Origin of the sequence: Proteiniborus ethanoligenes (assembly GCF_900107485.1) — a bacterium.
In the GTDB taxonomy this organism is placed as follows: domain Bacteria; phylum Bacillota; class Clostridia; order Tissierellales; family Proteiniboraceae; genus Proteiniborus; species Proteiniborus ethanoligenes.
Window position 1 is genome coordinate 26,507 of sequence record NZ_FNQE01000011.1, and the last position, 15,731, is coordinate 42,237.

The following is a 15,731-nucleotide window of genomic DNA, read 5'->3' on the forward strand; positions in this document are numbered from 1 at the left end:
AGAAGTACAATAAAAATGTATGCTCTAGGTTCCCGTACTTGAATATCTTTTTATTCCTAAGCTCCATATTAAATATGATATGGGTGTCATAGCTATTATTCCAAATAAAGGAGCCAATAAGTAAAAGGCATTACCAGATCTCCCAGTGTAATATACTAGGGGATAGTAGGTTAAAGAAAAGAAAGGTATTACAAAGGTTAGTATATGGCGAAATATATTATTATAGATTGTTGCAGGGTATGCAGCAGCAGTTCTTGTAGAATAGTGTCCAAGTACTACTATATCCTCATTTTTTCCTGTCCAAAAAGCTACAGCTGCAAGTATGATGCCTATTTGCATATTAATTATTACAGAGGCTAGTAACAACAGGGGCAAATAAAAATAAAAACTGTTATTTATAAAAGAACATCTTTGTAGACCCCATATTCCTACCCCTAATGCTTGAGCTACCATACCAAGCCTTTTTAAATCAACTTTCTGTAACATAACTTGTACAAGTGCTGGTGCTGGTCTAATAAGCAATGTATCAAATTTGCCTGAAAGGATTAACAATTCAAAATTATTAAATCCATCGCCTATTAATCTATACATTCCAAAGCCAAATTCTATGACGGAATACATTAATGCAACCTCATGGAGAAGCCAACCGTTAATGTTTTTAAAACGCATTAATATAAACACCACAATAATAAAATCTCCTAGGAGTCCTAATATGTTTCCAAGTATATTGATAAGAAAGTCAAATCTATACTGAGCTTCACTTTTAAAAGAAGCCTTAAAGAGTGTTAAAAAGAGTCCCATGCTAACCTCCCTGAATAGCCATCTTTTTTGTTAATACTGATGTTAGTAAATAGGCAGTAATAAATAAAAATATTATCCATGCCCACTGATTTATGCAGGCATTTAATAGACTAAATTGTCCTTGATAAACTGCGGTAGGTACATATGAAGTATATGCGAAGGGCAAGTTCATAACTATGCTTTGAAAAGATACAGGATAGTATTTCAGGCTAATAAAAGCACCACTAAACAATGTGCATCCAAAATAATAAAGCATTTGAATACCACTAATAGATAGAAATTTAATACTCCAAAGCCCAATAAAATAGTTAATTAAAAAAGATATAAGAATTCCATTAAATAATGTTATTAAGTATGGTAAAATTTGATGAACACTTGGAAGAGAAACTCCCATGACTAATACACCGAAAAGAAAAATAGGTATTGAACGGAATAAGAAGTTGTAAGCAATATGACCTAAGATTTCAAAAAAGCTACCGTATAAGAGTCCATATGGTCTCAGCATCTCGTATGCAATTGAGCCATCTTGAACTTTTCTTGGTATGTAACATCCATAAGGAATAAACATTACAATCCACAATCCAGCCTGATTGACCATTTGATATGTTACTGCTTCCATGCCTTCACTTGTATTCCCTAATACTGCAAGCCAAATCCGAATGTTTATATAGCCAAATATAATACTGCCAATATTGTTAACAATATGATTTAGTAGATAGACACGATCCCTTTCAAAGGACTTTTTTGCAAGCTCTAATCCTCTAAAAATACTAACCACCTCCAGTATTAAATTGTAAATAGATTTTGTGAAATGCGATTTTTATTGGGTAGATAAGGTCCCAATAGTGAACGGATAATCAGTATATCATACATATTTTGTATGTTCAATATGTTTTAGAAGAATAAATAAAATAAAAAGCTTACCATTATATAATATTTAATGGCAAGCCTATTATTTTTCCTTATAATAGCACTATATCCTCTAAACCATTTCCTTTTGCTATACAATAAAGCTCTTTCATCATTTGGTCTGAGGGAGTATAGCTTTGTATTAAATTTGTTCTAACTCCTAGTGGTCTGTATTTTATAATCTTGTATCTAATTTTAGGATTTAGCTCTGCTATTAGTCTGCTTATATTATCAACATTATAATAATTCTCTAATACTTCTGGTACTATAACAGTTCTTACCTCGTAAAGCTTATCTATGCTAGCTAGGTATCTGATATTTTTTAGAACAGTTTCATTGTCTTTTCCAGTAAGCATTTTATGCTCTTCTCTATCAAAAGATTTCATATCTACCATAGCTTTGTCCATGACTCCTAAAAAGTCTTTTTTATCTTCAAGTAGTATATATCCATTTGTATCTACAAAGGTTGTTAATCCAAGTTTTTTCACTTCCCTAAATAGTTCCGTTAGAAACTCTGATTGAAGAGTACATTCTCCACCTGAAACTGTTATGCCTGATATAAAGGATTTTACTTTTTTTATTTCATTAACAACTTCTTCAACTGTCATTGAAGTTACTTTAGGTGAACTATTTCTATTACATGCCTTTATGCATTCATCACATTGTTGACAGGCATTTTTGTTCCATACTACCGCTCCATTTTCTATAGAGAGAGCATTGTAATGACAGGCATTAACACATAATCCACAATTGTTGCATGGATTTATAGTCTCTGGATTGTGACAATAAAGGCAGTTAAAATTGCAGCCTTGCAAAAATATTGCCATTCGATTCCCAGGTCCATCTACAAAGCTAAAGGGAATTATTTTATTTATTAACCCCTTAACCATTTTTCCTTACCTTTCTTTCAAGTATCCTAGCATTATTTGCAGAACCTAGTCCTAATACTACTGTATCTTGAAGAACTTGTTCGCCTCTAGCTAGTTTTTCCATGTCTGATTTTTTTACTAGATATCCTGTTATTCTTATTACATCACTGTCTGATGAATAAAGGGAGAAATATCTCATGCCTTCTCTAAAGGCTCCCTTGATAATATCTAATATAGATTCTGGATTTTTCTTTGCTGTTTCCTCAAATGGGAATATATCCCCTATGCCAGATGGAAAATATTTATGAAACATAGCTGTTTGAGGTATATGAATATTAAGATCAGGTTCTTCACCTATGGGTATTCTACAGCCTGGGCTTATACCATAGTCCGTTTCTATGCCTACTTGTGCATGAAGTAAATATTTACTGTCTGAAATTTGGCAGTATGGTGCATTGTGTTTATTTACCTCTTCCTCAAGTTTTGCTATTATCTTGACTCCTAATTCATTTGCTCTTTGGCTATGTCCAAATCTATCTGATTGTACTTCTGAATTTATAAAATAGTTAACAGCTTCTGCAAGTCCAAACATACCAAACATGGCTGTAAATCTGTCCTTATTCAATAAACCTTCTTTTACTAGAAAATGAGTTTCGAAAAAGCCACTTTCTTCAACTATGAATTTTACTCTTTCATCCATATATCCTGCCATTTTATCTACCGCATATGGTAAAACATTGTTTATAAAGTCTTCTGCATCTTTAGCTTTCTTTGCTAAACCTGCAAGATTAAGTCTTACTAATGTATAGCTGCCACCACCTATTGTAAGCCCATTATAGCAGCTTACTATGGCATAGTTGTTGTTAAATTCACTTGAAAACATTTCATGGTTTGCAAAGCTAGGCTTAGCAGTTACTAAGGCTGTATTTATAGAGTCAATTGCAAGTTCATCTGGTGTATTCAAACTATATTTTAATGTTATGTTTGGAATAGCTGTTTCTAGTTCTCTTTGCGCTTTTAATATTATTCTACCTGCTTTCGTATCCTCTGGTCCTATGTTTGCGTGGCAGAAGGAATCTGTAAGTGTTCTATCTATATGCAATAAAAACAGCTTTATAGCCTTATATGCTTCTTCTTCGTCTTCTATATATGGCTCTAATAATGTGTCTATGTTGCCAATATACACAGGAAAAGTTGTAATAGATGGTACATGCTTATAAAGAATCAGTAGATTGTTTGTAGCCTCCCATATATCATTTGCTGGCTTTAAGCCTAAAAATTCACTTCCTTTTTCCATGAATTTTTCATAATCAGGAACTATATACCTAGGTCTATAGGGTGCATTCCCTTCAAAAAGATCACATATTATGCCCTCATCTCTAAGCTTTTGGGCTTCTGGACTTATATCTAATACGTCTATACTATTTTCTGCAGCTTTTGCAAGGGAAACAACTCTCTGCTCAAAGGTTAAGGTTTTGTCTTTAATAATGTCTAATATATTGCTCATAGCCTTCACTCCATCTAAAATAATTTATATTTTATTTATACCCTAAGGTTTTTGAATGTATCATAGTTTTAGTCTGTCAATATATTTTAAACTTTTTGTTTAATTTTTACAAGTTCAATTGTCACAAAGCTTTAATAAAAACTTATGTAATAGTATAATAATAGTAATGTCTGTGTAAAGAAGGTGTTTGTATGAATGAAATTTTATTTGAAGACCTAATTAATAGGATAAAAAAAGAAAATATCCTAAACCTAGTTATAATGAAAGACGAAGAAATAGTAGCGGATTACAATAAAAAAGATGAGTATAAAGAGAGTAAATTTATAATAAATTCGTGTACTAAAAGTATAATATCTGCTCTCATAGGTATAGCTATAAGCGAAGGGTTAATATTAGGTGTAAACCAGCCTATCTCTGATTATTTTCCTGAGCTGAAAAAGGATAGTGTAGATAAGAGAAAAAAGGATATTACTATATATCATCTTTTAACTATGAGTAGTGGTATATCTTGGCCTGAGTTTAATAACTGGGCCTTTATTTCAGAGCTAATGCAAAGTCATAATTGGGTTAATTTTATTTTAGATAGACCTATGGAAGCTAATCCTGGTGAAAGGTTTAATTATAGCTCGGGAGGCTCTCATCTCCTTTCTGCTATTATAAGTCAGTCCACAGGTATGAATGCTTATACATTTGCACAAAAGCACTTATTTAAACCATTGGGGATTAATAATATTACATGGATGAGTGATCCTCAGGGTAATAGTAATGGCGGCTTTGGTATAGAAATGTCTGCCTATGACATGGTTAAGATAGGGAAGCTTTATTTAGATATGGGTAAATATGGAGATGCTTATCTTATTCCTAAAGAGTGGGTGAGGGAAAGCTTGAAGCCTGGAATGCTGGCTTCTAAAGCCATGGGGAATTATGGATACCAATGGTGGATGAAGGATTTTAAATATCCAAAGGAAATAGTTACTGTTTATTTTGCTATGGGTAATGGTGGGCAGTTTATTTTTGTAGTGCCTAGTAAGAATATGGTAGCTGTATTTATTTCAGATAACTATGAAGATTCCTTTAGACCTTTATATTATCTGAGAAAATATATATTGAAGATGTTTTAGAAGCCTGATGAATATAAGTTTAAAAAAGCCCTTATACTAGCTTTATTGCTTAGTATAAGGGCTAAATAATTTATATCTTAAATCTTTCAATTATTGATTTTAGAGTTTCTCCTAGGTTTGCTAGCTCTTCACTAGAGCTTGCTATTTCTTGTATTGAAGCAGTTTGCTCTTCCATAGATGCAGTTACCTCTTCTGTAGCAGCAGAGTTTTCTTGTGCAATTGCTGAAAGATTTTGTAGAGTGTCTAATATTTCATTTTTCATCTTTTCCATTTCTCTGCCTGTAGTATTTAGTTTTTCTATGGCTTTTTCTGTATCCTTCATTGATTCTAGCACTAATAGGTATTTATCTTTGTTGTTGATTACACTATGGCTTTGTTCTTTAGATATATCTGATACTCTTGCCATGGTTTTAACAGCATCCTGTGAATTTTTCAACAGTTCCTCAACCATTTCAAAAATTTCTTGTGTTGAAGATGAGGATTGTTCTGCTAGCTTCCTTATTTCTTCTGCTACTACTGCAAAGCCCCTTCCTAATTCTCCTGCTCTAGCTGCTTCTATGGCTGCGTTTAATGCCAATAGATTTGTTTGCTCTGCTATGGATGCTATTACATCACTTGCTTGTCCTATTTTATTTGAGCTTTCGTTGGTTTTTAATATAACCTCATATATTTCTTTTTGTGCTTTATTGCTTTCTTCTGTTATTTTAGATAAATTTTCAATCTCTAATAAGCCTTCATTTACAACCTCTGTTACTCTACTGGAAGCTGAGTTTAATTCCATCATATAGCCTAAATCTTTTTCTATACACTCTCCTAATTCAATGGCTTTATTAGAGCCTAATTCAGTATTATGAGCTTGATCAGAAGCACCCCTTGCTATTTCCTCTGCTGTTTTTGCTACTTCTTCAGCAGAAGCAGATGATTGATGTGATGCAGCTGATAGCTCTTCTGAGGTTTGATATACCTGTTCTGCAGAATGACCTATTTCACCTATTATACCTCTAAGATTGTCTGTTATGCTTTGCATTGATCTGGCTAAGTTGCCAATTTCATCCTGGCTTTTCAGGATCTTTTCTGGCAAGTCTTGAGTAATATCTAGGCCTGCTACTCTTTCCGTATGTTTAACAGCTAAAACAATATGCTTTGATATTTGGTTTCCTAATAAGTATGTAAGCACTATACATATTAATAAAATAATAACTGTTGATGTAAATACTGCTATTTGCATAGCTGAGATGGAAGATAGCATCTCCTGTTCATTTGCAACAGTAACCATTATCCAGTTGCTATCTTTTATAGGATAATAGCCAGCATATAATTTATTACCTTTAAAGGAATAAGGACTCACACCTTCTCTTTCTTCTAATATTTTCTTGAAAAGCTTAGCTACAGGTGCTAACTCTATATCCTCTTCTGCTTTTTCAATAGGATTTTCTTGAGCTAAAACTCTACTTACATCAGGATGTGCAACTACTGTACCTGTGTCGCTAATAATATATGAATACCCTTTATTCCCATAACCAGTATCCTGGATGGCCTCAGACAAAGCATTACCTGATATGCGGCCTACTAAAACACCGACTATCTTACCACCTCTTTCAATAGGTGCAGCATACATTAGAACAGGCTCTCCTGTTACACGACTTATTAATAGGTCTGATACATTAGCTTCTCCACTAAAAGCTTTTTTTACATAATCTCTATCACCTAGATTAGCAGTCGAGCCATCAGTATAATTAGCAGTACCATTAGGCTGAACTACTCCAATGTCAAGAAAGTCTGTTTTTGCAACTATTCGTTTAAGTACAGGTAACTGTGCATACCAATACATGGTCTGTATGTCCGTAACTCCCGATACAGTTTCTAGGATCCCTATTCGACCTTGTATTCGGGTCTCTATAAGCCTTGCACTTTCTGTAGCTAATGAGGAAAGTGTTTTTTCTGCTTCATTTGTTAGAGATTTACTAGACACATTTATAGCAATAAGTCCTGTGGCAATAGATGACAATAAAATCAAAATTGAAAAGTATACTACTAGCTTAGTTTTTATGCTTTTCATCTTGCTCCCCCCTTAATTTAAAGAAAACCCCTGTTCTGTTGAAAATCTGGTTTATTTATCGCTTCTAAACTTAATCATAACTGAAATATAGGTAAAATTCAACAATTTATAGTGAATTTTAAGAAATTTTGTAGCACTATTTCAATGTAATTGGTTCATTATACCACTTTTAGGATGCAAAAAAGTTTAAGATAATTTTTTTATCTTAAACTTTTTTAAAATTAATTAATATATTCTTTATAATCTAAATCCTGATATATTTAGCTGTAGCTCCTCAGCTAGTCTAGCCAATTCCTGTGCTGAATTAGCTATCTCTACCATAGCTGAAGCCTGCTCCTCTGAGGCTGCGCTTACTTCTTCACTTGAGGCTGCAGTTTGCTCTGCAATTGATGCAATATTTTCTATAGACTCATCTACAGATTGGCTGCCTTCGGCAATTTGTTGTATCAAAGCATTTATATGCTCTATTTCTCTTCCCATATTATTAATTTCTTTAAAAATTAGCTCAAAGGAGCTTCCAGCTTTACTTACTGCTTCTACTCCTTCTAATACCTCTTCCATTGTAATGTCCATAATCTTAACAACTCTATTAGTTTCATCTTGAATATTCTCAATTAAACTTGATATCTGTAAAGCAGATGCTGTAGAGTCTTCTGCTAGCTTCCTTACCTCTTCTGCTACTACTGCAAAGCCTCTTCCTTGCTCTCCCGCACGTGCTGCTTCAATAGCAGCATTTAAAGCCAGCAAGTTTGTTTGATCTGAAATACCCTTTATGACCTCTACTATTTCTCCTATTTTTACAGATTCATCTCCTAGGCTCCTTACGCTTACTGCTGATTCTTCTGTTATTTCTTTTATTTGGTATATTTTTTCAACTGCCTTTTTTGCCTCATCTAGTCCATTGTTTGCTTCCTTAGACACATTAAGGCTTATTGATAGAACTAAATTTGCATTGCTTGAAACGTTTTGAATACCTACAGCCATTTGGTGAACTACATCGCTTACTTCTGAGGCATCCTGAGCCTGCTTTCCTGCTCCTATAGCTAGCTGATTTATTGTAGACGCTACTTCTTCTGTTGAAGCTGTGGTTTCTTCTGAAGCTGCAGAAAGCTCTTGACTAAAAGCGGCAACCTGTCCCGAAGCATCTACTACGTTTCTAATTACTTCTCTTAAGCCTTCTGTCATTGCATTAAATGAATTTGCTAATTCTCCGACTTCATCTTTAACCTTTAATTTTATGCTTTGAACTGATAAATCTCCTTCTGCTATTTGCTTCGTAGCCTCTGCCATTCTTATTATTGGTGTGCCAATTGTTCTAGACATATAAAAGGCTATCCCTATTCCAATTAGTATATTTGATGCTATGATAATAATTGTTATTACTCTAATTTTAGAATATGCCATTTGACTTTCATTTGCAGCTTTTTGAGCTAATTCGTTTTTTAATTTGACTAGTAAATTGATTTTTACTTTGATTTGATCCATGATGATTAAATTCTCTAATGACTGCAATTGAGCATCTTCAACCTTGTCCTTTAAAACTAGGTCTATAACTTTTTCTTCTTTAGGTTTTAGCTGCTCCCATAATTTAAGTATTTCATCAGAGGTTTGCAAGCCTTCCTCAACTATTACAGTTTCTTTAAAGCTTTTTATATTATCTTCAAAGCTTTGAAAGGATTTCTGTATTTCCTCTGAATACCTCTTTTTTACTGTGGAGCCTAGAGCTAAAATTAAATTATTACGATCTTGACCTATGGTTACTAGGTTTACTTGTGCATCTTTAATATATTCAACACCTTTGAGATGCATATTATACAGGGTATTCATCTCATTATTTACCATAGCTAGGTTATAAACACTGAATGCCCCTAGTATAAAGGTTAAAATGTTTAAAGCACTAAACACAATTACTAGTTTTTTTCTTATAGTTAATTTAATCATCCATTATCCTCCCTGTAATAACATTTTGCTAGTCTTTTCACTATTCATACAAAAAGACCCAGAATAAATCCTAGATCTTTTTTGATTTCTTTAGACAACTTTAATTTCTTTATTATAGCTTTTAACAAAACCTAGTATTGCAGAGACAAATTCATAGGGCTTTTCATACATACTTGCATGTCCACAGCCTTGAATAAGGATTAATTTTGAATTTCGTATTCTTTTTTGTATCTCTTCCTGATACCTTAATGGTGTTGTTGCATCATATTCTGAGCTCATTATAAGTGTAGGCACTTTAATGTTATGTATTTCCTCAGTAATATTTAAATCTTCTGCACTTCTAACTAGCCTAATAAAGCCCTCATACCAGTCAGGTTTAAGAGATGCCGAAAATGCCTTCTCTCTATTCTTTAACCAATCTATATTCTCTTCATAAAACTCTGGTGAATAAATATATGGCATAGTTGCTTTAAAGAAAGTGCTTCCATCATAGGTTTTTGCTGCAGCTATCCAGCTCTCACCAATATCCTTTAGCATATGGTTAGTATAGCTAGTCGTATTGGCTAAAACAAGGCTATGAAGCCCTTCTTCGTATTTTAATGCATATCTTTGAGCTACTTCACCACCATAGGAAATTCCTATTAGATGAACTTTTTCAAGCTCTAGTATGTTGAACAGCTCCCTTAGAGTTTCAACATGTGAATCTTGAGTATATTGTTCTTCTGCTTTATCTGATTGTCCTTGATCTATGAAATCTACTAGCACTAGCTTATTGTTGCTTGAGAGAACATCTATAAAGGATGTCCAGCTTCCTGTGCTCATCATAATACCATTTAATAGGACTAGAGGTTCTCCTTCGCCATAGATTTCGTAATAAATGTTTTTTCCTTTTATCAGTACTTTAGGCATATTCAGGCCTCCTTAACACTTGCTATCTGACAAACCTAGAAAAATACTAAAGCCTTCTACCATATCATCAATTCTTTTGCTTCTTCTCTAAGCTCATCTCTAAAATCCGGATGTGCAATATCTATTAAAGCTTTTACTCTATCTCTTATTGATGTACCTCTTAAAGAGGCTACTCCATATTCAGTCACTACAAAGTCAACATCATTTCTTGAAAGAGAAACTGCAGCCCCATGTGCGAGTCTGGTGACTATCTTAGATATTGTCTTTCTTTCATCACTTCCAGGAACCCTTACATTAGCAGTAGAATATAAGGCTATTATAGATTTTCCACCTTTAGACATTTGAGCTCCTATAGCAGTATCTGCTTGGCCGCCAGTTCCACTGAATTGAACATGGCCTATTGATTCAGAGCAGCATTGACCTGTTAAATCGATTTCCAATGTAGTGTTTATAGAAACCATCTTATAATTTTGTCCTATTACATAGGGGTCATTTACCCAAGTACCTCTCATTATGTTAACAGCTGGATTATCATCTATAAAATCATATAGCTTTTGCGTTCCAAGAGCAAAGGTAGCAACCATCTTTCCAGGCATAAGAGTTTTATACTTTCCTGTGATTACTCCTGCTTCATATAAATCAACCATGCCATCTGTAAACATTTCAGTATGAATACCTAAATCCTTCTTGTGCATTAGCTCTGCTGCTACTGCATTTGGAATACCACCTATGCCTAACTGTATAGTTGAACCATCTTCTACTAGCTCGGCTATATATTTTCCTATTATTTTATCTTTTTCAGAAGGCTCTACTACTCCTAGCTGTGGTACTGGATAATTTGCTTCTATTATATAATCAATCTCACTAATATGTATTATTGTATCTCCAAAGGTTCTTGGCATATTAGGATTGATTTCAAGTATTACAATATCAGCATCTTCAATCATTTCCCTCTCATAAGTTGCACTAAGAGAAAGAGAAATATACCCATGCTTATCCATTAGAGAGCCTGTTCCTAAAAACACATTTGGCTTTCTGTGAAAATTTCTTTTTGGTGCCGCTAGGTGAAGATGATTAGGTATGAAAGACACATTACCATTTTTGTGAGCTTTTCTTATTGCTGGACTATAGAACCACCCTTCCATTAAGAAGCTTTCTCTATATTCCGGATTTACAAAGTAATCATAATTACCCATTGGAAGACAAGTAGCTACATTTACATTTTTTACTTTATCCCCTATTGTATGAAGCTTTGAAAGTATTTCTCTTGGCTCTGCAGCAGAAAGCGCAGATACAACATTGTCATCTGTCTTTATTTTGTTTAATGCCTCTTCTACTGTTATAAGCTTGCTTTCATAAATTTCTTTGATATTCATATGTCTAATCCTCCTATACAGTCGTTTTGTCACCTCTATTAGAGATTTTTATTTAGATGACTAAAAACTGTTAACTTAATATTTCTGTTATTCTTTCAGTTATTGTAAGGCTTTTATTCAGCTTTACCCCATTTAATAACATTAGCTGCCCATGCATATCCGATGCCAGCTGCTATCATAGATATAACTGTTCCGTCTTTAACTTTGCCTTGCTCTAGTGCTAGATGTAATGAAAGAATCTGATCTACTTGCCCCATATGACCATAATCAGAAAGATATATTGATTGTTCTTCAGTTAGACCAAGGGATTCAACCATTGCTTTGTGCTGTGAATATTTAAAATGTAGTACAGCTAAATATCCTAGCTCTTCTTTTGATACTCCTGATTTTTCAAAGGCTTTATCTATACAATGGTACCAGTTTGGCATAGAAACCTCATTCAATCTATCCTTCATATGCTTTGCATCAAATAGTCTTAAGGATTTGTAAGCTTCATCAATATTGTCACAGGTTATCGGCTTTGCAGTTCCTCCAAACTCTACTCCTGCATCTCTTGCCATAGTTCCATCTGTCATTATATGTGTGCCAAGCAGTAAATTCTTGTTATAGTTTTTCTTCAATATTATGGCTCCACCACCTGCTGAAAGATTATACATCATTGACATGTCTTTATCTGTATAATCGACAAAATCACCGTTTCTATATCCACCTACTACCATTACAGTGTTTATATCTTCATTTGCGATCATCATATCCTTAGCTATTTTCATGGCAGCAACAGTAGTACAGCATCTTTGCTGAACATCTATTGCCCAAGCTTTTGTTGCTCCTATTTTTTCTTGAATGTAAATTCCTGATGTTGTTAGAGGGTACTCCTTCCATTCTTCTCCCATACATATGACTAAATCTATTTCCTTTGGATCCACTCCAGTTCTTCTAAGTGCATCTAAACCAGCCTTTACTCCCATTTCTTGTGTACCATCATCTTCACCAGGCATAGGTTTTTCTACAATCCCTAATTTGTTTATTACTGCTTCTTCAGTCCAGTGCCCATTAGTAGCCTCTGAAATCTCCTTAGCTGTCATTCTGCCTTCTGGAATATATATACCTGTTCCTACTATACCTACATTAATTTTAGCATCCATCATAATCCCTCCTATTTTTATTCGCTCAATAGCTGAGCATTTTCTTTTAGCTTTTCTGCTCTTTCGTTTATATCTTTTACTAATATACTAATGTAATTGTTTATGTCTATTTGATTAGAGGAAATGCTTAAAAGCTCGTCAAGTCTTCCAGTAATTTTGCTAGTGGATTTTCTAAGCTCTCCAATAATTTTATCTGCATTTTTTATATATTCATTTGTTGCATTGGCCAAACTTCTGATTTCCTCTGCAACTACCATAAACCCACTGCCATCTTTACCTAGCCTAGCCGCTTCTATGGCAGCATTTAGACCTAGCATGTTTGTTTTATTTGAAATACTTGTTATAAAGCCAAGTATGTTTTCAGTATCCCTTACGCTTTTTAAGGATTCATCTGTAATATGACTAAGGCTTTCTCCTACGTCTTTAAGCTTTATAGAATTTTCTGAAATCGACTCAGTTATTGATACCATTTGCTGCATTGTATCGTGAAGATTGTCAGCTAATGCTAATAATAAATCTTGTCTATCTACAGCCTCAGTAAATACAACAGAACCAATAACCTTGTCATTATTATCACGAAGAGGAATTGCTATTGCAATGTAGGGAAACCCAAAGACTTCACTTCCTACTCTCCTAATAACCTTTTTCCCACTAATAATGCTTTCATAGGATACTGAGTTTTTTACATGAGGAGAACCACTCCTTATTTTATGATCCTGCTTTTCACTTGGAACATATATAAGACATTTTTCAAGATCACATACTGAAACAGAAAAATCAGTGTTTGTAAGTTGGTTTATATAGGGAGCAACAGCTACAAAACTGTCCAGAATATTACTCATCTTTTTCCCCCTTTTCATTTATCTAAATATAATTAATTTTCTATCTAATTTAATATATCAGCAATTTTTATGCCAGTTTTATACTTTAATTCGTTTCCTAGAATGATTTTTTCTAATGTGTATAAATACATAAGACTATATGTTTTTTGTCCATTAATGACACAGATGTATTATCTTTTTATGTTTTATATATGTACTCTTTTTAAAACATGTATGAAATAAGTACATTATTAATGAGTTATGGGCAAAAAAGAAGCTACCTTACACAGCAGGGTAGCATCTTTTTTGCTATATCTATAAATTTCCTGGGGGAAATTAATGTTTCATTGCTAGCCCTACCCACAGAAAATTTCCCAATATTTTTATACAGAATTAGCTACTGGAACTAGCCTCTATTTTAGCTGTTTCCTTATCTTTTCTTTTTTTATTTTCACGATATTTGAGCCATAGCCCTACAAAGCCCTGAGGCATAAAAAGAACTACCAGTACATACATGGAACCAAAGAATATTAGCCATCTTTCAAATATAGGATGTACTGAACGCAATGTTAATAGAATATTTTGGACCACATTCACTACAGCACTACCTACTATTCCACCATATAAGGTTCCAGTTCCACCTACTAAGGTATACAACAATGCATTTAATGTCTGCTGTATAGACAATAAGTCTGTATTGGCAAATCTATTGAATATACCAAACATTATCCCAGCAAGTCCACCAGCAATTCCAGCTACCTGTAAAGAAATAAGCTTGTATTTTTCAACATTATAGCCAAGAAACTGTGCTCTTTGCTCATTTTCACGAATAGCTAAAAGTACTCTACCTGTTGGTGACATTATAAACTTCCTTAACACTATTGCCATTACTATTAAAAACAGTAATGCAAAGTAATAAAACATTAATCTATCTCTTAGGATATCTGGAACTCTAAATGTAAGTCCGTCAGCACCATTCGTTACGCTTCTCCATCTCTCAGCACTATTTCTAACTATTTCACCTAAGGCCATAGTTATCATTGTAGCTGTAAGCACATTTCCGCCACCTCTTAGGGAGATCTTTCCCATAAGAAATGCGCATATTGATGAAAAAACTACTGTAACTATAATTGCTAAAAGAAATACTGGTATATTAGCCCCGAAGTTTGTAAATAGAATCCCAACTATATATGCTCCGCTCCCAAAGAACATCGCATGCCCAAGATTAATAAATCCCGTATAACCCCTTAAAATATCATAACTCATTCCATATACTGCTAAAATAAAAATTCTAGTGAACAAATTGATAATTGATAATGAAGAAAAAAATGGAATCACCGATAGTATAACTAGCAATATTATTGTAGGTATAATGTGTTTTCTATTTAAGCTTTTTCCTAATGTCATCATTTCTTCACCGCCAATCCAAATAATCCTTGTGGTTTAAAGGCTAATACTAATGCCATTAGCGTTACGTTGGCTACAACAGCAAGTGATGGTGCATACCAGCCTATTATTGCCCCCATTAGTCCTAAGAAAATACTTCCCATTGCCGAGCCTATAAAGCTGCCCATACCGCCAACAACAACCACTATAAATGCTAATATCTGGTTATATACTCCGGCTGTAGATACCATGTTGCCTACTAGTGGAGCATATAAAGCACCGCCTAATCCTGCTAATGCAGCTCCTCCTGCAAATACTAAGGTAAAGTAAAGTCTGATATTTTTACCTAATGCCTGTACCATGTCCGGTCTTTGTACTCCAGCTCTTATTACCATACCTACCTTAGTGCGATTTAATAGGAAGTGTATTCCTAACGCAACCACTAGCCCTACTGCTATTAAGAATATTCTGTAATGAACTATAGTAACTCCGCCTATTATAGTGGTACCTGAAAGAAAATCTGGTCTAAGTACAGCAATAGGAGTTGCACCCCAGAATAAACGTACCAAGTCTGTAAATATTACTTGAAGCCCAAGTGTAATAAGTATTTGTGCAGGTACATTACCATATACTCTGCTTACAAATAGCTTTTCGAAGAAAATTCCCAGCAAGAACACTACTACTATAGCGGCTAGTATGCCTAATATAAAGCTGCCTGTCATATGATATATCCATATGAAGACATAGCCACCCCATAAGAATAAGGTTCCATGTGTGAAGTTTACAACTCCCATTAAGCCGAGAATAATAGACAACCCGGATGCCATCAAGAATATTAATGCACCTTCTGCAAAACCATTTATTAAAAGTGTTACAATAATGTCCAT

13 protein-coding genes are annotated in these 15,731 nt (G+C 34.0%); 1 reads left to right on the forward strand and 12 read right to left on the reverse strand.

Annotated elements, in window-relative coordinates; all coding sequences use genetic code 11:
* Positions 1-24: 24 nt before the first annotated feature.
* The 4 genes from BLV37_RS05935 to BLV37_RS05950 all read right to left on the reverse strand — a co-directional run bounded on the left by BLV37_RS05935 (position 25) and on the right by BLV37_RS05950 (position 4,086).
* A complete protein-coding gene (locus tag BLV37_RS05935) occupies positions 25-801 on the reverse strand; it encodes an ABC transporter permease (RefSeq protein WP_091728647.1) in 777 nt (258 codons plus the stop codon).
* Between the two features lies 1 nt (position 802).
* The gene (locus BLV37_RS05940) at positions 803-1,579 is read right to left on the reverse strand and encodes an ABC transporter permease (RefSeq protein WP_091728650.1); all 777 of its coding nucleotides are present in this window, start codon (positions 1,577-1,579) and stop codon (positions 803-805) included.
* Positions 1,580-1,763: 184 nt separating this feature from the next.
* Entirely contained in the window at positions 1,764-2,600 is an 837-nt protein-coding gene (locus tag BLV37_RS05945) for a YjjW family glycine radical enzyme activase (protein ID WP_091728652.1), read from the reverse strand.
* Entirely contained in the window at positions 2,593-4,086 is a 1,494-nt protein-coding gene (locus BLV37_RS05950; protein ID WP_091728655.1) for a YjjI family glycine radical enzyme, read from the reverse strand. The genes BLV37_RS05945 and BLV37_RS05950 overlap by 8 nt, the downstream gene beginning before the upstream one ends.
* Positions 4,087-4,277: 191 nt before the next feature.
* On the opposite strand from BLV37_RS05950, the gene BLV37_RS05955 reads away from it, so the two are divergent.
* Entirely contained in the window at positions 4,278-5,207 is a 930-nt protein-coding gene (locus BLV37_RS05955) for a serine hydrolase domain-containing protein (RefSeq protein WP_091728657.1), read from the forward strand.
* 70 nt (positions 5,208-5,277) lie between these two features.
* On the opposite strand, the gene BLV37_RS05960 is transcribed toward BLV37_RS05955, so the two are convergent.
* The 8 genes from BLV37_RS05960 to BLV37_RS05995 form a co-directional block, all read right to left on the reverse strand.
* Positions 5,278-7,266 carry a methyl-accepting chemotaxis protein gene (locus BLV37_RS05960; protein WP_091728661.1) on the reverse strand — a complete coding sequence of 663 codons (1,989 nt, stop codon included), beginning with the start codon at positions 7,264-7,266 and terminating at the stop codon, positions 5,278-5,280.
* A 237-nt stretch (positions 7,267-7,503) separates the two neighbouring features.
* Positions 7,504-9,207, reverse strand: a complete 1,704-nt coding sequence (locus tag BLV37_RS05965; protein WP_091728663.1) for a methyl-accepting chemotaxis protein — start codon at positions 9,205-9,207, stop codon at positions 7,504-7,506.
* Between the two features lie 90 nt (positions 9,208-9,297).
* The gene (locus BLV37_RS05970) at positions 9,298-10,116 is read right to left on the reverse strand and encodes an alpha/beta fold hydrolase (protein WP_091728666.1); all 819 of its coding nucleotides are present in this window, start codon (positions 10,114-10,116) and stop codon (positions 9,298-9,300) included.
* Positions 10,117-10,172: 56 nt separating this feature from the next.
* Entirely contained in the window at positions 10,173-11,492 is a 1,320-nt protein-coding gene (locus BLV37_RS05975) for an acetyl-CoA hydrolase/transferase family protein (protein ID WP_091728669.1), read from the reverse strand.
* Positions 11,493-11,605: 113 nt separating this feature from the next.
* Positions 11,606-12,637, reverse strand: coding sequence for a 3-oxoacyl-ACP synthase (locus tag BLV37_RS05980; RefSeq protein ID WP_091728671.1), 1,032 nt, complete (start codon positions 12,635-12,637; stop codon positions 11,606-11,608).
* Between the two features lie 17 nt (positions 12,638-12,654).
* Positions 12,655-13,479: a methyl-accepting chemotaxis protein gene (locus BLV37_RS05985; RefSeq protein ID WP_176967887.1), complete on the reverse strand. Its 825-nt coding sequence runs from the start codon at positions 13,477-13,479 to the stop codon at positions 12,655-12,657.
* Positions 13,480-13,851: 372 nt separating this feature from the next.
* Positions 13,852-14,868 (reverse strand): branched-chain amino acid ABC transporter permease, encoded by a 1,017-nt coding sequence (locus tag BLV37_RS05990; RefSeq protein WP_091728676.1) that lies wholly within the window; start codon positions 14,866-14,868, stop codon positions 13,852-13,854.
* Positions 14,865-15,731: a branched-chain amino acid ABC transporter permease gene (locus BLV37_RS05995; protein WP_091728679.1), complete on the reverse strand. Its 867-nt coding sequence runs from the start codon at positions 15,729-15,731 to the stop codon at positions 14,865-14,867. The genes BLV37_RS05990 and BLV37_RS05995 overlap by 4 nt, the downstream gene beginning before the upstream one ends.

Excerpts from the sequence above, each read along its gene's own strand:
- BLV37_RS05950 (WP_091728655.1), bottom strand. The coding sequence starts at position 4,086 with ATGAGCAATATATTAGACATTATTAAAGACAAAACCTTAACCTTTGAG.
- BLV37_RS05995 (WP_091728679.1), bottom strand. The coding sequence starts at position 15,731 with ATGGACATTATTGTAACACTTTTAATAAATGGTTTTGCAGAAGGTGCA.
- BLV37_RS05965 (WP_091728663.1), bottom strand. The coding sequence starts at position 9,207 with ATGATTAAATTAACTATAAGAAAAAAACTAGTAATTGTGTTTAGTGCT.
- BLV37_RS05935 (WP_091728647.1), bottom strand. The coding sequence starts at position 801 with ATGGGACTCTTTTTAACACTCTTTAAGGCTTCTTTTAAAAGTGAAGCT.
- BLV37_RS05990 (WP_091728676.1), bottom strand. The coding sequence starts at position 14,868 with ATGATGACATTAGGAAAAAGCTTAAATAGAAAACACATTATACCTACA.
- BLV37_RS05960 (WP_091728661.1), bottom strand. The coding sequence starts at position 7,266 with ATGAAAAGCATAAAAACTAAGCTAGTAGTATACTTTTCAATTTTGATT.
- BLV37_RS05970 (WP_091728666.1), bottom strand. The coding sequence starts at position 10,116 with ATGCCTAAAGTACTGATAAAAGGAAAAAACATTTATTACGAAATCTAT.
- BLV37_RS05945 (WP_091728652.1), bottom strand. The coding sequence starts at position 2,600 with ATGGTTAAGGGGTTAATAAATAAAATAATTCCCTTTAGCTTTGTAGAT.
- BLV37_RS05955 (WP_091728657.1), top strand. The coding sequence starts at position 4,278 with ATGAATGAAATTTTATTTGAAGACCTAATTAATAGGATAAAAAAAGAA.
- BLV37_RS05985 (WP_176967887.1), bottom strand. The coding sequence starts at position 13,479 with ATGAGTAATATTCTGGACAGTTTTGTAGCTGTTGCTCCCTATATAAAC.
- BLV37_RS05975 (WP_091728669.1), bottom strand. The coding sequence starts at position 11,492 with ATGAATATCAAAGAAATTTATGAAAGCAAGCTTATAACAGTAGAAGAG.
- BLV37_RS05980 (WP_091728671.1), bottom strand. The coding sequence starts at position 12,637 with ATGGATGCTAAAATTAATGTAGGTATAGTAGGAACAGGTATATATATT.